The following is a 23,404-nucleotide window of genomic DNA, read 5'->3' on the forward strand; positions in this document are numbered from 1 at the left end:
CCGGCCATACGGCGGCGCCCGCGTGCTCAGGGGTGTGTCCGATGCTCGAGTTACTCACCTGCGTGCTGGTCGGCGTGCTGGCCCAGTCGCTCCCTGCCGATGCTCAGAATGCCCGGGGAATGCCCGCAACCAGCACGATGCCCGGCCTGTCCCGAATGCCCGGCCCGCGAACGCGGACCGCCCAATCGAGACCGGCCACCTTCCCCCGACTCCCCAACTCGCTCGATATCGATCCTCTCCGAGAGTGGGTCGTGCAGCACGAAGGTCGTTACCCCCCCTTGGACACGCTGGCTCGCGATGTCGTCAGGTCAGTGACCGGCAAGGTCTACTTCGAGAAACGAGATCCGATCCTGTGGCTGCTCGCCTGGACCTTCCAGCCGGAAGTGTGGGCCTACTATCCGGTCATTCCCGTCTCCAATTCCGACCTCCGCGGCGAACTCGGACTCAGCCGGACACAGACCCGGTTCTCGTATGCCGATCTGCTGGCCGCCGAACGACTGCAGTCGCTGAGCCAGGAGCTCCGGATGATGCGAGGCGGCCGGAAGCTGGACCCCCTGCAGTCCGGAGTCCGCGACATCAACGAGAAGCTCGCTCTGCTTCGTCGTGTGTTTCAGGGAGAGGTCATCCGCCTGGTTCCAGGCGCCGCCGCGGAGAGCCCCTGGCGGGCAATTGGCTCGTCTTCCGCCGTGGGAGCGCCTGTCCCCGAAGCGGTCAGGGCCGCCTGGCATGACTTGGGCGGGGCATTCCTCGCCGAGGACGCCGATGCCTTCACCGTCGCCGGCGATCAGCTGGTCGCCGCCCTGGATCAGGTGTCCGCCTCAGACCGGCCCGACGAGCACGCCGTCGCCCTGGAACTCCGCTACAACCGGTTGTTTCTGTTCCGCAAGGCTTACCTGGCGATGGCCGGGGGCGCGATCCTGGCGCTGATCGCGGCACTCCGCGGATGGAGAAAACTCAACGCGGCAGCCGTGGCCGCGCTCGTTCTGGGCTTCGCCATGCTCAGCTACGGGCTCTGGCTGCGCTGGATGATCGCCGGCAGGATCCCGGCATCCAATATGTACGAATCGCTGCTCTTCCTGAGCTGGGGCATGGGGGCGTTCGGCATCGTCTCCATGCTGCTGGTTCGCGATCGAATCGTGCCCATCACCGCATCGTGGCTGGGTGCACTGGCTCTCATCCTGGCCGAGACACTGCCGGTCGACCCGTTCATCCGGCCGATCGCTCCCGTTCTTCTCGATACCGTCTGGATGTCCATTCACGTGCCGGTCATCATGCTGTCGTATAGCGTGCTCGCGCTGGCGGCGCTGGCGGCCCACGTGCAGCTCGTCCTCATGGCGTGGGCCCCGGGTCACCAGCGGCTCACGACCATGATCGACGCCGTGCATTCGTGGTATATGTACGCGGGGTGTGTGTTGCTGGCTGCCGGTATTGCGACCGGAAGCATGTGGGCTTCCTCGTCGTGGGGACGCTACTGGGGCTGGGATCCCAAGGAAGTCTGGTCGCTCATCGCCTTCCTGGCCTACCTGGCAATCCTCCATCTGAGAGCCGACAAGGGTGACACGCCGGGTTGGGTATATGCGCTTGGGGCCGGCCTCGGCGCCGTAGTCCTGACCATCCTGGCGATCAGCCTTCGTCCGCTGAGCGGAGCCGAGGTCGGAGCCCTGCTCGGTGCGACCGTCGCCATTCTCCTCTTCGTCCTGGCTCGCGGGCCGTTTGCGACCGCTTTCAAGAGCGTCCTGGCTTTCTGGACGATCGTCATGACCTATGTGGGGGTCAACTACGTGCTCGGCATCGGCGTTCACAGCTACGGCTTCGGCACCGGGGCGGTCGTCCGCTACATGTTCATGATCGGCGGCATCGACTTGTCGCTCATCGTCGCGTGCGCCGCCGTATACCTGCTGCGGAGTCGGGTGGCAAGGTCTGCCCAGGTCGCGCCCCTCTGACCACGAAATGCTTCCTCAAATCCCAGGAGCCGTCGCCCCTTGGCTGACCGGAGCTTGATTCACCAGAAAGAGCACGGCCATGCGGATGGCCAAGCCGTTGGAGACTTGCCGGAGGATGGAACTGTTCGGGCCGTCCGCGACGTCGCTGGCCAGCTCGACGCCGCGGTTGATTGGACCTGGGTGCAGGATGAGCAAGTCGGGCTTGGTGCCCTTGAGCCGCTCGCGGGTCAGGCCGAAAAGACGAACGTACTCCTCGGTGCTGGGGAAGAGCTGGCTGGTCATCCGCTCGCGCTGGATCCGGAGCATATTCACCACGTCGGCATCACGAAGAGCCTGATCGAGATTGTGACTGACGTTTGCCCCCATTTTTTCGAAAGCCCTGGGCACCAGCGTGGTCGGGCCCACCAGCGTGACCTTGGCGCCCAGCTTGTTGAGCCCCCAAAGATTCGACCGGGCAACACGCGAGTGGGCGATGTCGCCGACGATGACGACGTTGAGGCCTTCGATGCGGCCTTTGCGCTCGCGGATCGTGAAGATGTCAATCAGCCCCTGCGTGGGATGCTCGTGCTGGCCATCGCCCGCGTTGAGTACGTGGCAGTTGGTGAACTGCGTGATGTAGTGGGGGGCGCCTGCGGCTGTGTGCCGGATCACGAAGGTGTCCACGCCCATCGCTTCGATGTTCCGAACGGTGTCGCGCAGGGATTCGCCCTTCGTCACCGAGGACTTGGCGGCCGAGAACTCCATGACGTCCGCCGAAAGCCGCTGGGCGGCCAGCGAGAAGCTCATCCGGGTGCGAGTCGAGTCCTCGAAAAACAGGTTGACGACCACGCGGCCGCGAAGGGCAGGGACCTTCTTGATGCTCCGGGTGGACACTTCCTGAAAGCTCTCCGCGGTCTTGAAGATGTGAAGCAGCTCGTCGCGGGACAGATCCTCGAGCCCCAGGAGATGAGGCCGTGTCCAGACGAAACCATCCTGCGGATGAGCCGAAACCACCCCGGTACGCACGGCGGCCGCGGCCGGTGTGGATCCCGTGGTCCTTGATTTGCTCATTCCGAACGCACCTCTTCCACGCCATCCGATTCGGTCAACAGCACGGTTACCGAGACCCCCGGCTGCTTCACCGTCAGTCCAACGAAGTCAGCCTGAATGGGCAGCTCCCGCCCCGGCCGATCTACCAGGACCGCCAACCGGATCGCCTTGGGACGCCCCAGATCAATAAGAGCGTCTAGAGCCGCCCGGACCGATCGGCCGGTGAAAAGGACATCATCCACCAGCACGATGTACCGTCCGTCAATGTCAAAGTCGATCTCCGTCTGTCGGACGATGGCCTGGGGACCCAGCTCGGCCAGGTCGTCCCGGTAGAGCGTGATATCCAGAGAGCCGATCGCAACCCCCTGCGCCCCTCGGAAAGCCAGTTCGTGGGCCAGCCGCTTGGCGAGCACCTCGCCCCGGCGGCGGATACCAATGATCCCCACGGGGACCTGCCGCGGCAGTGAGTCAAACACCGCCTGAGCCAGTTGCCCCACCAGCTCGCCGATCCCCTCGGCGTTCAGCAGGATATGGGTCGAGGTTTTCTCCATGACAGGCGAAAGGTAACACCATCCCGTTCCGCGGACAAGAGCTCCAATCACGTGATCGGACCACCATGGCCAATCCACCGATTTTGAGTTGACAGTCCCGGCTGACAATTGGTAGAGTTGGAGCGTGAAACTGGAGAAGTTGGGGAAAATGTCCTCGTATGGGACGTTTGGGTAACCGCGGACGTGGCTGCGCTGCCCATAGGAGCACGTTGAGGTTCGTTGGCGATGAAGAACACGTACACGACAGGCGAAGTGGCCGATATCTGCCGGGTCAGCCAGCAGACCGTGATCCGGTGTTTCGACAATGGTCGACTGAAGGGCTTCCGGGTCCCTGGGTCCCGCTTCCGGCGGATCCCGCATGACTCCCTGGTCGAGTTCATGAAGTCCAATCACATACCGCTCGAGTACCTCGAGTCGGGCAAGAAACGGGTCCTGGTGGTCGACGACGACGAGGCGATCCTGGAGATGCTCGTCGAACTGCTGGAGCGCGACGGCCGGTTCGAGGTCCGCGTCGCCCGCGGCGGCTACGAGGCCGGCATGCTCACCCAGGAGTTCCGTCCGGACGTCATCGTCCTGGACTACAAGCTCCCGGACGTGGACGGCCATCTGGTATGCCGGACCGTTCGGGGCAACCCGACGTTCTCCGAGACGCGGATCATCATGATCAGCGGCGTCGCCGATCCCGACGAGATTGCCATGCTCCGGGCCGCAGGCGCGGATGATTTCCTTCGCAAACCGTTCCAGATCGACGAGTTGATCGCCCGCATCCTTCAGCTCGTGCACGTATAGGAGGAGCTGTCTCGGTCGGGAGGGATGATCGATGGGTTTGACGGCAACCGAAACAAAGGGGGGGATGCACGGCCAGCACGGGAGTCAGGTCGAACTCATCCTCGCTCAGATCGAGTCTTTGCCTACGCTCCCGGCCGTGGCGGTCCAGCTCCTGGAGCTCAGCAGCAACGAGCGGGCCTCGATCCGCGATCTGGTGCGGATCGTCGAATCGGATCCGAGTCTGGCTGCCCGGATCGTGTCCCTGGTCCGACGAGCGGACAAGACCGCACATGCCGAGACAGTCGAGCGAGCGGTCATTCTCCTAGGGTTCGACGCGGTCCGCAATCTGGCTCTTTCCATCCAGATCTTCGAGACATTCTCCCATCGGGTCGAAAGCGGCTCCCGCAGGTTCGACCGGCTCGCCTTCTGGAAACACTGCCTGGCCGTGGGATGCGCCGCCCGGCTGCTCTGTGACAAACGCTGGGCGACTCGGGGCGTCGGCGGATCAGAACCTGTGCCCGATCCGGAGCAAGCTTTCATCTGCGGGCTGCTTCACGATCTCGGCAAGGTGGTCCTGGCCGCCTGCTTCCCCAAGACGTACGACCGGGTGGTCGAGAAGAGCGATGCCCTGCTGGGCAGCCTGCTCGACGTGGAACGAGAGCTCTTCGGGCTGGATCACACCCTGGCGGGACGCCGGCTGGCCACCTACTGGAAGCTGCCGACGATGATCGAGGAGTGCGTCTGGCTGCACCACCACCTGCCGGCTTCGACCCCCACGCAGATCGGCTTCCCCGGTCATGTCCGCCTGGTCCAGATGGCCGATGAACTGGTCCGCCACGTTCGAATTGGCTACTCGGGCAACTACCAGATGAGTCGATCGCTCTGGAGCGCCTTCGGCGTGCCCGGCGATATCCAGGCTGAAGTCGGCGCCCTCAAGACCGACTTGATCGAACTGGTTGAATCGCGGGTCGGGCTGATGGGACTCGATTCCCTGACCTCCCAGGAAGTTTATGAGGAGGCTCTGGGCAAGGCCAATCAGGAACTGGCCCAGGTCAACTTCCGGTTGAGCGAGCTGAACGGGCGGCTGGCCCAGCGATCGCAGTGCTTCGATGCCCTGCAGGAGTTCAAGTCCGCCCTGGGAGATGAGCCGGATCACGAACACATCAGCCGGGCCATGCTGGCCGCCACCCGGGTATCCCTGCCAATGGTCCCCGCGGCCGCGGTCGCTTGGTCACCGTGTCGATCACTGGTCGTGATGGCCGTCACCCCGCGCCAGGCCGCCGAGGTGCATACCGACCTGATGCCCGACGATCTCGCTGGCGGGACCCTTGCCGACCGGGGCCCGACCGCACAGGATCCCGAGCAGCTGCTCAGCCAGGCGCTCCTTGACCGGTTGACGCCCCTGCTCGGCGCGCCCCCGGCTTGGTGCCAGAGCATCCGGAAACAAGGGCGACTCCTGGGCTGCATCGTTCTCACCGAAGCTCCTCCACCCAGTATCATGGAGACGCTGACCGTGCTGGCCGACTGGGCCGGATCCTGGCTGTACGGTGCCGAGTCGCGAATGACCGCTAGCCGCCTCAGCGAGGAAATGTCCGACATGAATCGCCGGCTCGTGGAGTCCCAGGCCGAGGTGGCCCGGATGCGCTCCCTGGCCACGGTGGGGGAAATGGCCGCCGGCGCCGCCCACGAGATCAACAACCCCTTGGCGGTCATCAGCGGCCGAGCCCAGCTCCTGCATCGAAATGCCCAGGATGATCAGACCCGCCGCGTCGCCGACCTCATCGCCGAGCATGCACACAAGGCCAGCGCGATCGTGAATGAGCTCATGGAGTTCGCCAAGCCCAACCCGCCGCAGCCCACCACCTGGCCGATCGCCCGGCTGCTGAGCGAGCTTCGGGCCGAGTGGCTGACCAAGGCCTCGCTCGGCAACGAGCAATTCCACCTCGTGCTATCGGACGACCTGCCCGACGTCCACGCCGATGCCGCCCAGGTGCGGAAGTTATTTGACGAACTGGTTCGCAATGCGGTCGAGGCCATGCAGGACCAGCCAAAGCCACTCTTGCTGATCAATTGCCATGCCAATGTAGCCGATGAGATGGTCGTGGTCAGGGTCGAGGATAACGGTGTAGGCATGGCTCCCGAAGTGCTGGAACGTGCTACCGACCCGTTCTTCTCCTCCCGAACCGCCGGCCGCGGCCGGGGGCTGGGCTTGTCCCGAGCTGCTCGGTATGCCGAGATCAACGGCGGCCAGATGCGACTGTCGAGCCGACCCAGGGAGGGGACGGTAGTGCTGGTGACATTGCCGACGGCACGCAAACCTGAGGAGTGCGGCCGACGGGTGGTTCGGTAGCCGCGGAAGCGATTGGACCGCACCGGCCGGCTTACCATCTTTGAGGTTCCATAGGACTTCGGGCTTCCCTGAAACCCCGACCTGCCGTCGGGGACAAAACAAGATCCGGGCCAGGCGGGCTGTGGAGGCCTTCTCTCCTCTCCTCCTCCTCCTCGCTCTCGCGGCCAAAACGCCCGCCGGCCATTTTTTTCCCGCGGAAGCTCTGTCCGGTGTTCCCGGAAGAGGAAAGGCTGATGCCCAGGCGACCAACCGAGATCCTGGTGGTGGAACAAGACGCCGACGTCGCCGAGATGATTTCCCAGTGCCTCGGCGAGGCGATCCAGGCCAACGTCAGCCGTGCCCGCACCGGCCAGGAAGCACTTCGCAGCGAGCTCACCCATCGCCACGACCTGATCATCACCTCCTGCGACCTCCCGGACGGCGATGTCCTCGACCTGATGCGTCAGCTGCGCGTGTCCAACAAGTGCCCGGTCATCCTCTTGGCCGATAACCCCACACCCGCCCAGCTGGTCCAGGCCATGAAACTCGGCCTCCGCCACGTGCTGCTCCGGCCATTCGACATGGTCGAGCTCGCCGAGGTGGCCCGCTCCGCCATCCGATCTGCCCGTCGACGCCGCTGCCACCGCCTGCGCTACCAGCGCCTGCGGCTCCTCACCGCTCGAATCATCCGCGAACGCCGCGATCTGCGCCAGCGGGTCGATCTTATCTGCCAGGACGTGGTTCGATCCTATCGCAACCTCGCTCACAAGGTCGCGGAATCAGGCGTCCTGACCCAGGATTGAACCAACGCTTGGCCGCACTCCGGGCACACCCCACTTATGTTGCCCCTCAGGTCATAGCCGCATCTCTGGCAGCAATGCCCAGGATACATGCGGTCATGCCAGAAAAGAAACACGGTCGGAACGACGACAAGCAGAAGCAGAATCCACAGAGGCACGGAGACGTAGAACCCGAAGAAAGTGCGCTCAAAGTAGGGCATCCAACCCTGCTGGCCCACATACCCCAGGCCGAACTGCAAGTAACCTACAACGCCAGAAATGTCCTTCGGGGCATTCCCTGCGAAGTGAGTCAGACAGCCGCCCGCGAAAGACAGGCCGCAGGTGGGGCAGAGTCGCCAATGTCTGCCGTCAATATACGAACCGCGGCGGGTGTAGTGAACCGACCAGAAGAGTGACACAATCCACGCCGTCACGATCAGCAGCGAGAGGATCAGTCCCGCCCATTTGAGTACCCGCCGTTTCCGCTTTCGAGTTGAGCCCGATTTCCAGGGCGGAGGGTCCGGTGCGGAGGCTGTCCAACCAGAAACCTCACCGCCGCCGTGTACGCGGGCAAAACCCGTGACCCGTCCTTGTCTTGGTGAAAAAACGTGCATCGTGAGCGGGCCTATGCGAGCCGGCTGTCGCCGCCGGCGTCGTGGCCGTCAGGGTTGATGTGCCGATCCGCGTACATCGCGGCCAGGGTCTCTCCCCACTCGCGCGTCTCCTCTGCCGCGTGTACGACACCCACCCGAATGACGAGCAACAGAAGTGCCGCGGCTACCCCGCAGGACAGCCTTGTGATCTGGAACTGGATCCGCTGCCAGTAGGGCAGATCCGGACGGCGGTGCAGCAGATCACGGGCCGCAGCCGATGCCCTCTCCGCCCGGCGAAGAAGCCGGAGAGCCCGTCCGTTTGCCCGGGCGTGCAGGTTGGGCGGCAAGGCCTGACCCTGCAACAGCGTCAGCGACGCCTGGACCCGGTTCACCCGCGATACCTGTGCCCGACAGGCCGGGCAGAGCTCGATGTGCCTCGACAGTCGAGCGGGCAGGGGGCCACCCTCGGCCGACCACTTCGCCAAATCCCCGCGCCTGCAGGAAGCGCCGTCATCACCGCGTCGAAAGTCATCGAGCCTCGGAGTCGCCTCCGCAGGAGGATTCCGTGTCATCCCGTGACCTCCTCTCCAATGAGCTCGGCGAGTCTGATCACCGCTTGCCGACGGTACAGCCGGGCCGTGCCCGCCGTGATGCCCAGGACCCCCGCCACTTCGGCATACCGCATCTGCCCCAAATCCCGCAGAATGACGACTTCTCGGAGATGCCGGGGCAATTCGCTGATCGCCAGCCTCATCCGTTCGAGAGCCTCCCTCTCGTCGCAGACGACCGTCACCCCTGGCGGCGGGGGAAGATTGGCCCGTGATTCCACCAGCTCCGACCAGTGGGCCTTCTGCCGTTGCCGGGTCCGCAACGTCTCGATCGCCGCGTTGACCGCGATGCGATAGAAGTACCCCGCCGGGTTGGCCCCAACACCCTGCTGGCCGCGAGCGGTCAGGCGGCAGACGGCCGTTTGGTAGGCGTCAAGGACATCCGCTTCTGAACCCAGCATGCGCCATAAGGCGGTCAGCACAGCGGTCCCCTGGCCGCGGAGCAGACGCAGGATCCACTGCTGACTCTCGGCGACCTCGGCCGAGGTCAGCGACGCCAGGAGCGACCGCAACTCAAGTGGCAAGGCAGCAGCCTGGGCCATGTCTGGCTCCTCGAAGAATGATGCGCCTGGGGGGCGGATGTATATGCCGACCTGGGCGGCAATTCTCATCTTGGCACGGCAGGGCCTGCACAACGCCCCTCTATTCATTGACGCCTGACGCCCGAATCTAACAGTCCGCGCCACAAAAACACCTTAACGCCAACCTGACTCAGGCGTCTTGGGACTGTGGAGGCTCCACCATGGCACCAACAGACATCTCCGCCGGCGAGGGCATCGTGCGGACGGTCGACGAGCTCCTGGCCCGGGCGATCACTCGAAGGGCCAGCGATATCCACGTAGAGCCCAGCGAGAGCGGCCTTCTCATCCGGTACCGGTTGGACGGCCTGCTACAGGATGTCGATCGGCTGCCCGCCCATCTGGCAGACAACGTCATCGCCCGCCTCAAGGTCCTGGCCGGCCTGCTGACCTACCGAAAGGACATTCCCCAGGAGGGGGCCTTCCGAGCGGGCAATGGGAGTAGGGAAACCACCCCAGGAATAGACGTCCGTGTCGCCACCTTCCCCACCGTGTGCGGCGAACGGGCGGCACTCCGATTGATGTACGCGGTAGGCCAGGTCAGCGGGCTGGACGATCTCGGGCTTCCGCCAACCCTGTTGGCGCGGCTTCGGCGGGCGGCCGAGCAGCCCCAAGGCATGATCCTGGTCACCGGCCCCGCTGGCAGCGGCAAAAGCACTACCCTCTATGCCTTGGCCAGGCATATCCGCACCGTCACGCCCGGCCGGAGCGTGATCACCCTGGAGGATCCGGTGGAGCAGCGGCTTCCCGGCGTGGCCCAGATCCAGGTCCAACCCCACGGCGAGCTGGACTACGTCAGGGCCATGCGGTCCCTGCTCCGCCAGGATGTTCAGGTCCTGCTCGTCGGCGAAATCCGCGATGCCGAAACCGCCCACATCGTCGTGGAAGCCGCTCTGACCGGTCATCTGATCGTCAGTACGCTGCACAGCGGCGATCCGGCCGAAGCGGTCGTGCGTCTCCTCGAAATGGGCATCGCCCCGTACCAGGTGGCCGGCGCACTGACCCTGGTCTGCACCCAGCGGTTGCTCAGAACACTCTGTCCGACCTGCCGCGGCCAGGGAACTTGCGACGTTTGCCTCGGCAGCGGCTATCTGGGCCGGACCGCGTGCGGCCAGGTCGCGGAAATCAACGACCGCCTCCGCCAGGCAATTCTGGATCGCCGGCCGGTGGGTGAGCTTCGACAGTTGATCAAGGCGTCGGGGCCGGATCTGGCCGCCGATGCCCGCAGACTGGTGGACAACGGGCGAACCACGCTCGATGAGGTCCGCCGGGTGTTGGGAACGCTGGATGGAGACCAGCAGGAAGACGTGTAGAAACTGCAGGCGAACCGATCGGTCGCCCGCTGCGTGGTCGGAGGAACAACCGATGCCATGGTTTGAATACGAGGGTCTGAGTCCGGGAGGAACGGCCGTTGCCGGACGAATCGAGGCCGCAGGACATGACCGGGCCATGGAAAGCTTGGCCCAGATGCAGGTGCAGGTCCAACAGGTCCGCGCCGCGCCACGCCCCGCCCGCTCACCGACGCAGATCAGCGAGGACGATCTGATCTTCTTCAACGAGCAGTTGGCCTCGCTGGCGAAGGCGGGTATCGCCCTGGACGAAGGACTTGCCCAACTCGCCCGTGATGTGGAATCGCCCCGACTGCGGAGGTGGATTACCGAAGTGGTGACCGAACTCCGCGCCGGCGTTCCCATCGATCAGGCGATCGCCCGTCGGCAGGAGGGCCTGCCCCTGCTCTACGGCCGGGTAATCCAGGCTGGAATTCAGACCGGCGAACTGCCGGGCGTTCTGCTGAATCTGAACCAGCATCTACGGCTGGTCAGCGAGACGCGACGGCTTGTCTGGGAGACCGCGAGTTACCCGATTCTCGTGGTACTCCTGGCGCTCACCATCACCTCGGGTTTCTTCGTTTTCGTCGTGCCGAGGATCAAGGAGGTCTTCCGGGATTTCGGCGTGGCCCTGCCCGGCCTTACCCTCATCATGATGTGGCTGTCAGATCACTACCTGCTCATCGTCCTGCTCGGCGTCCTCTTCTTCGCTGGACTGGCCTTCTTGTTCCACAGCCTCAAGTTCTTCGAAGGGGGAGTGATCCTGCGGGAGCAAATCGTCATGTCCCTGCCACTTTTCGGTCGAATCAAGCGGGCCTCGCTCGTCGCTCGCTTCCTCAGGACCGTCTCCACCTCCCTCGCCTCAGGCCTGCCCCTGCCCCAGGCCATGCGACTGGCCGCCGAGTCGACCGGCCACCGCGCCCTCATCACCGACGCCGATCGGCTCGCCCACGAGGTCGAGAAGGGCCAGTCCATCTTCGTGGCCAGTCAGTCTGCCCGGTTGATTCCACCGCTGTTCGGCTACTGTGTCCAGGTCGCCACCGGCCGGGAGACACTGCCTCTGGCTGTCGGCCAGCTCGCCAGGTCCTTCGAGAACCGGGCGGTCCACGTCCAAGGGCTGCTCCGTGCCTTCTTATTGCCGGCCATGATCATCGTCCTGGGTTGTTTCCTCGCGTTGGGTGTTGCGGCCATGTTCCTGCCGCTGGTGAGTCTGGTCAATTCTGTGAGCGGTTGAGGAAGAACAGATGATCAGCACATTCGAATACCTGCTCATCGTCATCATCGGATCCGTCCTCATCGGGGCCATCCTTCTCGGACCGGTGCTGTGGCTGATTCGGATCGTCGCCCGCGCGTTCCTCCCCGGCAACGTGGAACGCGGAGTGGTCTCCCAGATCGCCTCCGTTGTACGCCAGAATCTGCCGCTGGCAACAGCGGTGTCGCTCGGGGCGGATTCCGAGGACGGGCTGGCCGCCAGCTATCTCCGGCGAATTGCCCGGCTGCTCGGCCAGGGCCTTCCCCTGTCCGAGGCGGTGGCAAAGGGCTTCCGCGGCTGCTCCAGCCGGACGCTGAGCTTGATCGCGGCGGGGGAACGCAGCGGCCAGCTGTCCGTCGCCTTGGACGCGGCCGAGAGCCATCTTGTTGAGCGATGGCGACGCGGCATGCGGCCGGGTGCGAACGCCACACTGTACCTCCTCGCCATGCTCGGAGCCACCAGCCTCGTGGTCGGCTTCCTCATGGTGGGCATCATTCCCAAGTACGTGGAGATCTTCAAGGATTACGGCGCCACCCTGCCGTCCGAAACCATGGCGCTCATTGCAGTCTGCCGCTGGTTCGGAACCGGTACGCCTCCGGGCGGGCTGCTCGTGCTGCTGCTGGCGTCCGTCCTCCTCTTCTTGTGGGCCAGACCGCGGCGGTGGGGCACGCCCCGCTGGGCCACCCAGGTCGCCGACGCGATCCGCTGGCACCTCCCGGGTCTCCATCGGCTGACCCTGGGACAGGATATGAACCTGGTGCTGGAAACCATGCGCCAGGCAGTCGACTCGGGCATGGACTTGCCCCAGGCTGCCACGACAGCATGCGACCTGGACGTCAACACCTGCCTTCGCCGTAAGATGCGCCGCTTCGCGGAGACACTCGAGACCGGTACGAGTCCGGGGCAGGCGGCCGTCGATGTGGGGCTCGGCAAGGTGACCGCGATGGCCTTGGCCAACGGTGAACGCACCGGCCGCATGAGCGAGTCCCTGCGCTTCGCGGCCGACTACCACTACGCCCTGGTCAGTCGTCTGTGGTGCGTGGTGCGGAATCTGGCCGTGCCCGTCGCCACCTTGTGCGCAGCTACCTTCGTCGGCTGGACGGTCATCGCCATGTTCAAACCGTTGATCGCGCTGATCGACGCGGCCTGCTCGATTTGATGATAGGGAGATGGAGATGAAACTTCCGGAATATGGCCATAGGAGACGAGGCTTCAACAACATCGAAGTCATGGTCGGCCTGGCGATCCTCATCCTGCTGGGTACGCTCACGGCCAACGCAGTGCTCGACTACTACCGGGTCCGCACCGAGCAACACCGGCGATTGGCGGCGAGCTGGGCCGCAGCCGGGCAATTGGATCGATACCGGGCCGGTGCTCCCTTGGATTCCAAGCCGCCCGACGGACTGTGGTCGAACTACATCACCCTGACGACAAGGGTTCAGCCCGCCACCGGACAATGGCAGCAGTTTCGTCAGGTGACCGTCGTGGCCACCGTCCGGATGGCCGGCGGTCGGGAGATCCACGAACAGGTCAGCGGGTACCTTCCCCAGGAGGGCAAGCCATGAACCGACATCCACGGCGCGCGATGATGCTGACTCAAGTGGTGACTTGGCTCCCACTCTTTGCCGCCGGCACCACGATCACCTTGCTCATCTCGGCCCAGTCGCTACGCCTGCAGGCCCGGGAACGCGCCCAGATCGCCACCGAGGCCGTGGTCCAGGATCTGGTCAGACGCATTCAGGCCGATGCTGGCAGAGCGAACCAGATCGCCGCTGCCCCTGCCGGCGCGGAGACAGCGACGGCCGTCGAAATGCTCTCCGCCGACGGCGCGGCAAAAGCGTCTTACCAGGTTACCGGGGGAACCGTAACCCGCACCCAGACCACGCGCGACACGATCGACTCCAGGTACACGTGGAACCTGGGGAGCTGCTCGTTGAGCTTCCGCATCGAGTCCTGCGGGGCTTCGCCAGGCCTTCTCTGGATGACCTTCACCGAACGTGTGCCCAGAGATCGGACCTCCAGCGCTGCCGAGCGATTCTCCACCACGGCCTTGGTGGGCAGGGGGGTGCAGCCATGAGACCCGCCAAGTCCCACCCGCGGGGGGCCATGCTCATCCTGGCGGTCGCGTCAACCGGGATCGTCATGCTGCTCTTGTCCTGCTTGACACTCTTCGCCGGAGCCCGGTATCGCGACACGCAGACCACCCGCGTCCGCGTGACCGCCCGCGCCGCGGCCGACAGTGTCGCCGCTTACGCCCGCGAACGACTGCAGGAGTGGTCGGTAGCTGCCCCGGCGGCACCGGTCGAGGTGGACATCCGAGGGCTGTTGACGCCCGAGATGAATGGATCAGCCACCGCATCCGTGATCGCGGTCCGGGACCGCAAGGTCTGCCGGATCCGGGTCGAGGTCAGCCGCGGCCCCTCGGTCGTCGCCGATGAGTTCGATCTGGCGTTGGAGCCGTGACCACCGCCCGGCGCGAAAAATAGGCTCACCCCTGGGGGTGCCGTCTCGCCCATCCCCCGAGACTCCCCCACGAAACACGAGACGCCGAGGATCATGACCTTGGCGTCTCGTGCAGTACTCAGAACAACTTCGTGCCCGCATTCGGCCGTGTGCGGATCCGCCGATTCAGCTTGTTCCCGACCGAGCAGTGAAGAGCTCAGGCCCCGCGCCGACGAAGGGCAGCGAGACCACCCAGAGCCAGTAGAATCAGTGTAGCCGGTTCGGGAATGACTTCGGCGAAACTCGTGCCAACTCGCAGGTTGTCTACCTCCTGCGTGCCCGCCAGCAAGCCGCTGGTGGCGCCCAGGGAGCCCTGTCGGAGAGCATACGCCAACGCGTTGGCGTTGGCGGAGGGACCATTTGTCACACTGAGCTTGGTGTTGCCGTCTTCGCCCAGGGCGGGGTCCGGATCGACCCACAGTTCACCCTGGCCTGTCGCGTTCTCGTAGGAGGCCACAATCCGGTGCACCGTGCCAAAACTGAAGCCGGTCGCCCAGATAGCCCCCGCACCCGTGCCGGTCGGACCGCTGCCGCTGCCCTGCCAGACGTAGAAGGTGTAGTCGGATCCGGCGAAGGGCGTCACGCCGATCTTCGTGGGGAAGACGTTCGCGGCATTCTTGAAGTGGGCAAAGTAGTCAGAGCCAGTTACCGTTCCCGTGACGCTGACCAGGAAGCTGGCATACCACTTGTCACCGGCTCCCTGGGTCACGCCGGCGGGCGTGTTCACGTCTTCGCTGCTAGCGGCCGCGTTGACCAGCTTCGCGGCGTTGCCCGTGGCGATGGTACTCGAGACGACCTGGATCGGGTTGGCCCCGGCGCCGCTGTGGGCAGTCCACCCTCCCTGACCCGCAAGATTCCCCTGGGTGTAGGAATCGAAGTTCTCTTCAAAGAACAACGTTGCCATGGCCGAAGTGGAGAGAATCGCCACCACGCCGACCGCCAATAGGTATCTGTTCATCCCACTTCTCCTCACAAAGACTGAACCGTCGGTCTCGCCGATCTGACTGAAGCCGTCCTGCGACCGCAGGACACGATCGGAACCAGGTTTACGAACCCGCTTCTTCGACTCTATGGGGGGAAGCCGCGGCCAAACCGAGATGAACGCCCCTTTCCCGCTCGACCGGTGCGAGTCTCGACGCACTTGGCCGCCAGGCGCTTCCTTCACACCCAGAGCGGTATTATTAACCCAGGGAGGCTGAATGTCAAGAGTTATCGGCCCGACAAAGACGCTGGACAGGTCCCCCCTCAGCCTCTAGGCTGGCACCGGACCGCGGTTGGCAGGCAGGGGCGCGGCGTCGATCGCCGGTCAGCTCAGCTACGGAATCCAGTTGGAGCCAATGACAATGGAAAACTTGAAGACAGCCAGTGCACCTGGATCTCATCGGTGGCGCAGTTTCCTGCTCATGGTGTCGACGATCAGCTGGACCTCTGTGACACTGGCCGCTGATCTGCTTCCCCACGATCCGCGCACCCTGGCCGGCCAATGCGACAACGGGGTGCGCTGGCTCTTCCGCAAGCACGACAATCCGCCGGGCAAGTTGTCCATCATGATGCATGTCCGAACCGGCTCGCTGAACGAGCTGGACAGTCAGCGCGGACTCGCCCACTTCATGGAGCACATGGTTTTCAACGGCACCGAGCACTTCAAGCCCGGCGAACTGATCCCGTACTTCGAGAGCATCGGCATGAAATTCGGCGCCGACCTGAACGCCGGCACCAGCTTCGATCGAACCAGCTACATGATCCACTTGCCCAATACCGACCCGCCCCAGATCGACAAGGCCCTGATGGTCCTGAGCGATTTCGCCTTCCAGGCATCGCTGGCCGACGAGGAAATCGACAAGGAGAGGCCGGTCATCCTCGAAGAAGCCCGGGGACGAAAGAACGCCGAACAGCGAATCCGCGACAAACTGTGGCCGGAACTCTTCGCTGGCAGCCGCTTGGCCCAGCGCCTCCCGATCGGCATCGAGGAGGTCATCGCCTCGGCCCCGCCCAGCGAGTTCCTGGACTACTACCACACCTGGTACCGGCCGGAGAACGTCACCGTCCTCATGGTTGGGGACACCGCCTTCGAGCCGATCCAGCCTCTGATCGAGAAGTGGTTCTGCCCGGTCAAGACCCGAAAGCCGGGCCGGACGCCGCTGAAGGCGGAGCTGAGACCATTCCCCAGGGAACGGGCGTTCGTCATCACCGATCCGGAAGTCACCATCGGCAGCGTTCAACTCCTCGCTCTCCTTCCCGGGCGAGGCCCCGCTGTCACCGAGGAACTCTGGCGTAAGGAACGGGTCGAGGAACTCGCCGGATGGCTCCTCTCCCGGCGGTGTGACGAAATGGTCAAGAAGGGCGAAGCCTCCTTCCGACAGGTGGGCGCGAACGTGTCGGACATGTTCCACGAAGCCATGACCGTCATGGCGGCCGTCCGCGGCGAGCCGGGCGATTGGGCCAGAATGCTCGAGCAACTTGTCTGCGAGGTCAGTCGGGCCAATGAGTACGGCTTCACCGAGAAGGAACTGGAATTGGTCAAGCGGGAAATCGTCGCCCAAGCCGAACGCGGCGTCCGAACCGAGCCGACGGAAAACGGACGCTCCATGCTCAGCGCAATGCTCAACGCCGTCAATGATGGTGTCCCGATTATGTCGGCCCAGCAACGCCTCGACCTGATTCGGAAACTGCTGCCCAGCGTCAAGGCCGGCGAAGTCAGCCGGGTTTTCAAGGAGTGCTTCGCCCCAGGGGGCTTCGCCTACACCGTGGTCCTGCCGGAGAAGGAGACCATCAAGGCCCCTTCCCGCGATGACGTTCTGGCGGCCGCTCGGGCCTCCTGGGCTCGGAAAGTCGAGCCACGAAGAACCGAAGAGATCCCTGATGCCATCCTGGCTACACTTCCGGTTCCGGGCTCGGTGGCGGAGAGCACCGAGGACAAGGACCTGGGCGTGACTCATGCCTGGCTATCCAACGGCGTTCGCGTTCACCACCGCTTCATGGACTACAAGAAGGACTCGGTGACGGTCACCATGAGCCTGGCTGGCGGCGGGATCGAGGAGATCCGGGCCAACCTCGGAGTCACTTCCGTGGCCGCCCTGGCAATCAGCAACCCGGCGACCGGGCGGCTCAGTTCAACCGCCGTCCGCGACCTGATGCTCGGCAAGAACATCAGTGTGGGCGGCGGGGCAAACGCCGACGACGCCTTCGTGGTCCGAGTCTCCGGCTCGCCCAAAGACCTGGAATCTGGGCTGCAATTGGCCTACGCCTTGCTCATCGACGGGAAAATCGAGGAGACGGCCTTCAAGAACTGGAAACTCGAGACCCTGCGCCAGTTGGAGGAGGCCAAGACCAACGTGGCATTCCAGGCGGGCGAGGCCATGAGCGACCTGCTCAGCGGCGGCGATCCGCGGCGCATGACCGTCAAGAAGGAGAACGTCGAGGCCCTCTCCATGGCCCAGGGACAGGCCTGGTTCAAGCGACTCTGCCAGGAAGCCCCAATCGAAGTGGCCGTGGTCGGCGATGTGACCTGGGAACAGGCCCGACCCCTCGTGGAACGCTACATCGGGTCGTTGGGCCCCCGCAAACGCGGCGTCGAGCACCTGGACAAGCTGCGAACCTTGGCACGATCCAGGGGACCCCTGAATCGCAGGGTCGACGTCGCTACGGTGACACCAAGCGCCGTGGCGTACTCCGGATTCGTGGCCTGCGACGGCCAGAATGTCGATGACCGGCGAGCCATGCAGGTCGCCGCCAATATCCTCAGCAGCCGGTTGATCAAAACCGTCCGGGAAGAGCTGGGACTCGTCTACTCCATCGGCGCGTCCTTCTCACCTTCCTGGATCTACCGGGACACAGGCTCGTTCCAGGCCGGCTCCAAGTGCAAACCGGCTAACGCGGAACGCGTTGCCGAGGAGGTCCACAAGCTCTTCGCCCGGTTCGCAGAGTCGGGCCCCAGGCCCGAGGAACTGGAGAACGCCCGCAAGCAGGTCCTCAATACCCTCGACATCTCAATGAAGGAACCGAGCTACTGGGTCGAGCTGCTCGAACATCTTGACCATCGCGGGCGAAGCCTCGACGAACCGAAGACGGTCAAGGCGGCCATCGAATCCATGATTGCCGAGGAAATCCAGGCCACGTTCAGGAAGTACTTCACCCCGGCCAGAGCTTTCACCGTGACCGCCATTCCGGTCGCCCCGGCCTCAGTTCCCGCCCAGCCGGCGGACGCGAAGGAGAAGACGCCCGCCGGAACACCGTGACCGCCAGGCCTCCCCGCGGCCCACTCACCCATCGGGTCCGCCTGCATTGCCCCGGCTCGACCGGGCCCGCCCTCGTCCTCCGCGAGGAGTGACAAGTACGGAAACGACCAGGCCAGGACCACTGCCGGGCCGCGGAAACCGACCCGAGCCGGCGGGAATGGCTATCTCACGTCCTTGAAGTAATCTAGGGAACCTTTTGGATCTGGCTTCATGGTCTTGTCGCCGGGTTTCCAGTTCGCCGGGCACACCTCGCCGTTCTTGGCCACGTACTGGTAGGCCTGGATCAGCCGCAGGGCTTCATCCACGCTCCGGCCAACGCCAAGATTGTTGACCGTGTAGGTCTGCAGAATCCCTTTGTCGTCAATGATGAAGAGGCCGCGGGCCGCGACGCCGCCGTCCAGCAGCACCGCGTAGTTGCAGGCCGCCTCCTTGTTCAGGTCGGCCAGCAGCGGGTAGCGGATCTCACCCAGCCCGCCTTGCTTGCGCGGAGTGTTCTTCCAGGCCAGATGAGTGAAATGACTGTCCACCGACGCGCCAACCACCTTCGCGCCGAGCTTCTCGAACTCCTCAATCCGGTCACTGAACGCAATGATCTCGGTTGGACAGACAAAAGTGAAATCCAGGGGGTAGAAGAACAAGACAACGTACTTGCCGGTGTACTTCTGGTCGCCGACGATCAACGTCCCGTTCTCGTAACTGAGCTGCCTGAACTCCGAGCCCACGACGGCTGTGCCCTTGAATGCCGGGGCAGGTTTGCCTACCTGCAGCTCGCGACAGCATGTCTCCTCGACGTTGCTCATAGCACTCTCCTTGGGTTAGAAGTCCTCACCTTGGCTCTCCAACTGTGTGTCGATTCTAGTACGCCTCCGGAAGACCGACCACTCAAAAAGACCGGCCCCAAACCACCATCCGCGACCGCTCCCGCCGTACACCCGCTCGATCGTTGACCTTGTTCTTCCCCTTGCGGGGCGCGGGTGAGCAGAAGACGGATCACAAGAACCTGACGCGTGGTCCGCGGCCGCGAACCAGGCGGGACAGGATGGAGTCCAAAGACGGCTCGTGTCCTATGGGACGCAGTCGGGTCGGAGCTGCTGCGACCAGCCAATCCCCGGCCCGGTGACGCATTCGACGAAAGCAGTCAGATCGGCGGCATCCACGTCGTTGTCGCTGCCGGAATGGCCTTCCGGGCGGTTAAAGCACGCGCAGTGGTTCGGAACGCCGCCACCCAGCCCGGTATAGCACACCTGGAATGCCCCGAAATCGCCCTGGTCCACGTCCTGGTCGCCGTCGGCATCGGCGAAGGGGACGTGGCACACCGGCGCGTGCCCGACCCCATCGTACCAGGTTCGGTCGTCCACGCTGCCTGACACCAGATCGGCCGCGTTGACCTGAATGTCGATCGCTCCGGTCAACTGGAACCGGCCCAGGGGGGCGATCATCAGCACCTGATAGTTGCCCGCGTCGTCCCGCGTGGTCGTCGCGTTGACGAAGTCGCTGCCATCGGCGGCCGAGAGGATCGCGTTGCCCTTGCTGAAGGTCGTGAAGGGGCCCGACGCGCCCACCCGGAACTGAACGTCCCACAGACCGGCGTTGCCCGCATTGTTCCAGAACAGGCCGTACAGGTCGTAGGTGCCCGCCGGGAGGGTCAGGGTGGTGATCAGAATCGGGGGCACTTCCGCCCCGCCCGCCTCCCAGACCTCGCCGCCGTTCACCGTTGTCCGCGAGCGGATGTGCCACTTGACGTCACTGCCCGATCCCGCGCTCGTGCCGGTGGTGGCGTTGCCGCCCGCGCCGGTGTTGACCCAGCTGCCGTTGATCGTCGTATTGCCGTCGGTCCCGTCGGTGCTGGGGTCGGCGTCAACGTAGGTGATCCGCAGCGGCGCCCACACCTTCACTTCAGACGCCGGTACGCAGCTCTCCTGTCCCGCCACCAGCTGTCGAGCACTGACCCGGTCGTTGAGCGCGAGCGGCGCGACGGGGACGGTCAGCGTGGGCGGCGTGTTCGGCGGATTGCCCGCGGCGGAGCCGACCAACGTGAGGCCGTTCACGTAAACGTGGACGCTCTCGGCCTCGGGGACAATGCCACTGATCGTGGTGGTCGTCACACCCGGAAGAATCGGGGACTCCACCGTGACCGCAGGTATTCCCGCACAGGCCAGCGGGGGCACCAGCAGAGCGACGACTTGGGTGCTGAAGTTCGTGTAGCTGGCGTAGGTGCCGCGCAGCCACAGCAGGGCTTCCTGGGGGCCGTCGCTGGGCGGCACGACCGGGCGGAGGTTGTCGACCGTCGAGTTGGAGGTGACCGCCGTCCACGTCCACGCGGCCCCTCCGTCCGCGGTGACACCCTTGTAGATCTCGTAGTGGGCACCGGCCAAGTGAGTTCGGGGGTCGATCTTGGTGGAGATGTACACCGTGTCGGCCCGATGCGGATCCAACGCCCCAAGCCCGGTGTAGTCGTTCTCTGAGGCGTAAAGGTATCCGCCCGCCCTCGCGATCTCGTGCACCTGCCATGCCGCTCCGTCGAAGCGGGCGTAGAGGAACCGGTGGTCCGTGCTGTCGTTGTGGTTGGCCCGGGCGGTGAACAGGGCGTAAGGACGGACTTGCCCGTCCAGGCGAAGATCGGTCGTCCAGGCGAAACCAAGAGGCGAGGTATCAGTGTCGAAAACCGTGGCGTATTCGTTGGGCTTCTTGGCCAAGCCGTCGAAAACGTTTTCGTCAACGACGTGGCCAAAGGAATCGTACACCCTGCCGGCACGAATCACACCGTGGTAAATGCTGTTGTCATAGGCCCGCGGATGGTCATCGCTGGCGATGAAGTGAATCTCGTCCACCCCGTTCGAGGCGTAGCGGAGGTAGGGGCGACTGCCGTCGGAGCCAGTGAACTTGGGATCGCCCGTGGGCGTCGGCCAGTCGAGCAGACGCCCGGCATAGCCCCAGGTCTGGCCATCGTCGTCCGAGGTCAGCAGGTTCGGGTCGATGCCGACCGTGCGGACTAGGTCATACAGACGGCCCGCGCCGCCGTTCTCGCCCGACAGGCGATAGAGGTTCGAGTAGGTGACGCCCGTCCCATGATCGAAGGTCCGTTCCGGCCACCACGCGGCGGTATCCCCCGGGTCCACGGAAATCCGCCAGCGGCTCAGGGCGTCCGAGCCGTGGCGGGCATACATGGCCAGGTACCGGCCATCGGGCCGGACCAGCAGTGCAGGGGAGTTGTGGTCGTCGGCCTCGAGGTTGGCGTGGAGAACGAACCGGGTGATTCGGCCCGAGCGGAAGTCGCACGTGGCGACCTCGATGTTGCCGTCACGCCCCGCTCCACCCGCCCCGTTGGCATCGGCAACCGAGCCGACAATCAGCTTGCCGTCGTGAATGATGGCCCGTTCGCCCTGGTACCAGCACCAGGCGCCGTTGTCGTTGAGCATCGTCAAGGCGCCGGCAACATCGTCGGTCGCCCTCAAGGGCAACGAGCCTGTCACCGCGATGGCCGCCACACCGGCCAGCAGCCTTCGGCACAACCACTTCAGATCCATGCCCCACGCCCCCCGTTCCATGACCCGCCCGGGGACCGGCATCACAAGGCTGCGACCGCGCCGCGAACGGCTCAATCGCCGCAGCTCGGATCAGCAGCAACCGCCGGACCGCTCACACAGTTCACGAAGGCGGCCAAGTCCACCAGGTCGATCTTGCCGTCCGGAACGTGATCCAGACAGCCGCATTCGAACGGCAGCGCTCCGCTGAACGACGAACCCGTGTAGCACAACTGAAAAACGCCGAAGTCCTTCTGGTCTACGTCCCGGTCGCCGTCCGTGTCCGCGAACGGGCTGGGGCATGCGGCCACGTAACCGATGCCGTCATACCATGTGCGCTCGTCATCGCTGGCCGAAGTCGTGCCCGACGCATCCACGTAAACGTCAATCGGCCCGGCAGTCTCGAATCGGCCCAGCGGTGCGATCAGCAGCACCTGCGCGGGCTGTGTGCCCTGACGCGTGACCACCGGCGGGGTCGAGTCCACAAACTCGTGAGTGCCCACGTCGCTGGCAAACCACGCATTGGACCTGGTGAAAACGCTGAAGGGCCCCGTCTCACCGACGCGGAAACCAATGTCCCAGACACCATTGTTGAGGGTCGAACTAGGCGAGTTGTTCCAGAAAATGCCGTACAGGTCGTACGTCCCCGCGGGCAGCGAGAGCGTCGTCTTGAGCAGCGCGGTGCTCTCGTTCACCGTGCCGCTGGTGTCCGTCTCCCAGATCCTGCCACCATTGGTCGCGATGCTCCGCCAGTTCCAGAGGTTGTCGTCGGCGACTCCTGCGGTCGTGACGTTGCCGCTGGGGTCGTCTGGGAGAACGATGAGATCCACCAGGGCCCCGTCGAGCGTCGTGTTGCCGTCCGTCCCGGTGGTGTTCGGAACCGCGTCAACGTAGGTGATTCTCCCGTTGATGACCTCCACGCCGGTCGGCATGCAGCTCTCGACCCGCCGAATGACCTGAGTGGCCGAAATACGGGCATCGCGCGGCAGCGGGGAAACCGTAACGATCACACTCGTGGCCCCTTCGGTCGGCGCAGTGCCGATGAGCGCTGTGCCGTTGGCATACACGTTCACCGTCGTGGCGGCCGCATCGATGCCCACCACGGTGACGGTGGTGTCACCGAGCACGAGAGCCCCCTGGATCGAGACCGCTCCCACGGCCGCACAGTTGTTGACCTGCACGCTTGGCGCGGGCCAGCAGCTCTCCACCCCGTTCACCACCTGCCCGGCCGTGACCAGGCCGCTCAGCGGAGGGCTTGCGCTGATCGGGACCGTCAGCGTGGCCGGCGTCCCGTGCGGACTCCCGCTTGCCAAACCGATCAGGCTTCCGTCGAGGTAAACGTTCACCTGCTCCGCCTCCGACACGATGCCGTTGACCACCAC

Annotated in this window: 19 protein-coding genes; 11 read left to right on the forward strand and 8 right to left on the reverse strand. The window is 64.6% G+C overall.

Annotated features, from left to right (window positions below; all coding sequences use genetic code 11):
* Positions 1-41: 41 nt before the first annotated feature.
* Positions 42-1,943, forward strand: a complete 1,902-nt coding sequence (ccsA, locus tag KA354_18255) for a cytochrome c biogenesis protein CcsA (protein ID MBP7936588.1) — start codon at positions 42-44, stop codon at positions 1,941-1,943.
* Between the two features lie 15 nt (positions 1,944-1,958).
* On the opposite strand, the gene KA354_18260 is transcribed toward ccsA, so the two are convergent.
* Positions 1,959-2,993, reverse strand: coding sequence for an aspartate carbamoyltransferase catalytic subunit (locus tag KA354_18260; GenBank protein ID MBP7936589.1), 1,035 nt, complete (start codon positions 2,991-2,993; stop codon positions 1,959-1,961).
* Positions 2,990-3,523: a bifunctional pyr operon transcriptional regulator/uracil phosphoribosyltransferase PyrR gene (gene pyrR, locus KA354_18265; protein ID MBP7936590.1), complete on the reverse strand. Its 534-nt coding sequence runs from the start codon at positions 3,521-3,523 to the stop codon at positions 2,990-2,992. Before pyrR ends, KA354_18260 begins: the two co-directional genes overlap by 4 nt.
* Positions 3,524-3,748: 225 nt before the next feature.
* On the opposite strand from pyrR, the gene KA354_18270 reads away from it, so the two are divergent.
* The 3 genes from KA354_18270 to KA354_18280 all read left to right on the forward strand — a co-directional run bounded on the left by KA354_18270 (position 3,749) and on the right by KA354_18280 (position 7,423).
* Positions 3,749-4,312, forward strand: coding sequence for a response regulator (locus KA354_18270; GenBank protein ID MBP7936591.1), 564 nt, complete (start codon positions 3,749-3,751; stop codon positions 4,310-4,312).
* 31 nt (positions 4,313-4,343) lie between these two features.
* Positions 4,344-6,641 (forward strand): HDOD domain-containing protein, encoded by a 2,298-nt coding sequence (locus KA354_18275; GenBank protein MBP7936592.1) that lies wholly within the window; start codon positions 4,344-4,346, stop codon positions 6,639-6,641.
* A 233-nt stretch (positions 6,642-6,874) separates the two neighbouring features.
* Complete coding sequence (locus tag KA354_18280) at positions 6,875-7,423, forward strand: response regulator (protein MBP7936593.1); 549 nt, start codon at positions 6,875-6,877, stop codon at positions 7,421-7,423.
* Positions 7,424-8,024: 601 nt separating this feature from the next.
* Here the strand turns inward: KA354_18280 and KA354_18285 are convergent.
* Both KA354_18285 and KA354_18290 read right to left on the reverse strand, forming a co-directional pair.
* A complete protein-coding gene (locus KA354_18285) occupies positions 8,025-8,564 on the reverse strand; it encodes a hypothetical protein (GenBank protein ID MBP7936594.1) in 540 nt (179 codons plus the stop codon).
* On the reverse strand, positions 8,561-9,142 hold the full coding sequence (locus tag KA354_18290) for a sigma-70 family RNA polymerase sigma factor (GenBank protein ID MBP7936595.1): 582 nt from the start codon (positions 9,140-9,142) through the stop codon (positions 8,561-8,563). Before KA354_18290 ends, KA354_18285 begins: the two co-directional genes overlap by 4 nt.
* A 200-nt stretch (positions 9,143-9,342) precedes the next feature.
* Here KA354_18290 and KA354_18295 point away from each other — a divergent pair, with 200 nt between their 5' ends.
* From KA354_18295 to KA354_18320, 6 genes are read left to right on the forward strand one after another with little or no spacing between them, the layout of a single operon-like run.
* Entirely contained in the window at positions 9,343-10,491 is a 1,149-nt protein-coding gene (locus KA354_18295) for a type II/IV secretion system protein (GenBank protein ID MBP7936596.1), read from the forward strand.
* Positions 10,492-10,543: 52 nt separating this feature from the next.
* Entirely contained in the window at positions 10,544-11,740 is a 1,197-nt protein-coding gene (locus KA354_18300) for a type II secretion system F family protein (protein ID MBP7936597.1), read from the forward strand.
* A gap of 10 nt (positions 11,741-11,750) precedes the next feature.
* Entirely contained in the window at positions 11,751-12,917 is a 1,167-nt protein-coding gene (locus KA354_18305) for a type II secretion system F family protein (GenBank protein MBP7936598.1), read from the forward strand.
* A 16-nt stretch (positions 12,918-12,933) separates the two neighbouring features.
* Positions 12,934-13,323 carry a type II secretion system protein gene (locus KA354_18310; protein MBP7936599.1) on the forward strand — a complete coding sequence of 130 codons (390 nt, stop codon included), beginning with the start codon at positions 12,934-12,936 and terminating at the stop codon, positions 13,321-13,323.
* Entirely contained in the window at positions 13,320-13,835 is a 516-nt protein-coding gene (locus KA354_18315) for a hypothetical protein (GenBank protein ID MBP7936600.1), read from the forward strand. Before KA354_18310 ends, KA354_18315 begins: the two co-directional genes overlap by 4 nt.
* The gene (locus KA354_18320; GenBank protein ID MBP7936601.1) at positions 13,832-14,221 is read left to right on the forward strand and encodes a hypothetical protein; all 390 of its coding nucleotides are present in this window, start codon (positions 13,832-13,834) and stop codon (positions 14,219-14,221) included. The genes KA354_18315 and KA354_18320 overlap by 4 nt, the downstream gene beginning before the upstream one ends.
* A 196-nt stretch (positions 14,222-14,417) precedes the next feature.
* On the opposite strand, the gene KA354_18325 is transcribed toward KA354_18320, so the two are convergent.
* Entirely contained in the window at positions 14,418-15,218 is an 801-nt protein-coding gene (locus tag KA354_18325) for a PEP-CTERM sorting domain-containing protein (GenBank protein ID MBP7936602.1), read from the reverse strand.
* A gap of 445 nt (positions 15,219-15,663) precedes the next feature.
* Here KA354_18325 and KA354_18330 point away from each other — a divergent pair, with 445 nt between their 5' ends.
* The gene (locus tag KA354_18330) at positions 15,664-18,498 is read left to right on the forward strand and encodes an insulinase family protein (protein ID MBP7936603.1); all 2,835 of its coding nucleotides are present in this window, start codon (positions 15,664-15,666) and stop codon (positions 18,496-18,498) included.
* Between the two features lie 161 nt (positions 18,499-18,659).
* On the opposite strand, the gene KA354_18335 is transcribed toward KA354_18330, so the two are convergent.
* The 3 genes from KA354_18335 to KA354_18345 all read right to left on the reverse strand — a co-directional run.
* Positions 18,660-19,298: a peroxiredoxin gene (locus KA354_18335; GenBank protein ID MBP7936604.1), complete on the reverse strand. Its 639-nt coding sequence runs from the start codon at positions 19,296-19,298 to the stop codon at positions 18,660-18,662.
* A gap of 264 nt (positions 19,299-19,562) precedes the next feature.
* Positions 19,563-22,025 (reverse strand): BNR-4 repeat-containing protein, encoded by a 2,463-nt coding sequence (locus KA354_18340; GenBank protein ID MBP7936605.1) that lies wholly within the window; start codon positions 22,023-22,025, stop codon positions 19,563-19,565.
* A 71-nt stretch (positions 22,026-22,096) separates the two neighbouring features.
* Positions 22,097-23,404: hypothetical protein (locus tag KA354_18345; GenBank protein ID MBP7936606.1), on the reverse strand; the 1,308-nt coding region annotated here is incomplete at its 5' end.

The sequence above is a fragment of the Phycisphaerae bacterium genome, from assembly GCA_018003015.1.
Lineage (GTDB): Bacteria > Planctomycetota > Phycisphaerae > UBA1845 > PWPN01 > JAGNEZ01.

Bases quoted from the DNA above. Each gene is read 5' to 3' on its own strand.
- ccsA (MBP7936588.1), top strand. From the start codon at position 42: ATGCTCGAGTTACTCACCTGCGTGCTGGTCGGCGTGCTGGCCCAGTCG.
- KA354_18340 (MBP7936605.1), bottom strand. From the start codon at position 22,025: ATGGATCTGAAGTGGTTGTGCCGAAGGCTGCTGGCCGGTGTGGCGGCC.
- KA354_18275 (MBP7936592.1), top strand. From the start codon at position 4,344: ATGGGTTTGACGGCAACCGAAACAAAGGGGGGGATGCACGGCCAGCAC.
- pyrR (MBP7936590.1), bottom strand. From the start codon at position 3,523: ATGGAGAAAACCTCGACCCATATCCTGCTGAACGCCGAGGGGATCGGC.
- KA354_18290 (MBP7936595.1), bottom strand. From the start codon at position 9,142: ATGGCCCAGGCTGCTGCCTTGCCACTTGAGTTGCGGTCGCTCCTGGCG.
- KA354_18330 (MBP7936603.1), top strand. From the start codon at position 15,664: ATGGTGTCGACGATCAGCTGGACCTCTGTGACACTGGCCGCTGATCTG.
- KA354_18260 (MBP7936589.1), bottom strand. From the start codon at position 2,993: ATGAGCAAATCAAGGACCACGGGATCCACACCGGCCGCGGCCGCCGTG.
- KA354_18295 (MBP7936596.1), top strand. From the start codon at position 9,343: ATGGCACCAACAGACATCTCCGCCGGCGAGGGCATCGTGCGGACGGTC.
- KA354_18270 (MBP7936591.1), top strand. From the start codon at position 3,749: ATGAAGAACACGTACACGACAGGCGAAGTGGCCGATATCTGCCGGGTC.
- KA354_18325 (MBP7936602.1), bottom strand. From the start codon at position 15,218: ATGAACAGATACCTATTGGCGGTCGGCGTGGTGGCGATTCTCTCCACT.
- KA354_18300 (MBP7936597.1), top strand. From the start codon at position 10,544: ATGCCATGGTTTGAATACGAGGGTCTGAGTCCGGGAGGAACGGCCGTT.
- KA354_18285 (MBP7936594.1), bottom strand. From the start codon at position 8,564: ATGACACGGAATCCTCCTGCGGAGGCGACTCCGAGGCTCGATGACTTT.
- KA354_18320 (MBP7936601.1), top strand. From the start codon at position 13,832: ATGAGACCCGCCAAGTCCCACCCGCGGGGGGCCATGCTCATCCTGGCG.
- KA354_18280 (MBP7936593.1), top strand. From the start codon at position 6,875: ATGCCCAGGCGACCAACCGAGATCCTGGTGGTGGAACAAGACGCCGAC.
- KA354_18305 (MBP7936598.1), top strand. From the start codon at position 11,751: ATGATCAGCACATTCGAATACCTGCTCATCGTCATCATCGGATCCGTC.
- KA354_18310 (MBP7936599.1), top strand. From the start codon at position 12,934: ATGAAACTTCCGGAATATGGCCATAGGAGACGAGGCTTCAACAACATC.
- KA354_18335 (MBP7936604.1), bottom strand. From the start codon at position 19,298: ATGAGCAACGTCGAGGAGACATGCTGTCGCGAGCTGCAGGTAGGCAAA.
- KA354_18315 (MBP7936600.1), top strand. From the start codon at position 13,320: ATGAACCGACATCCACGGCGCGCGATGATGCTGACTCAAGTGGTGACT.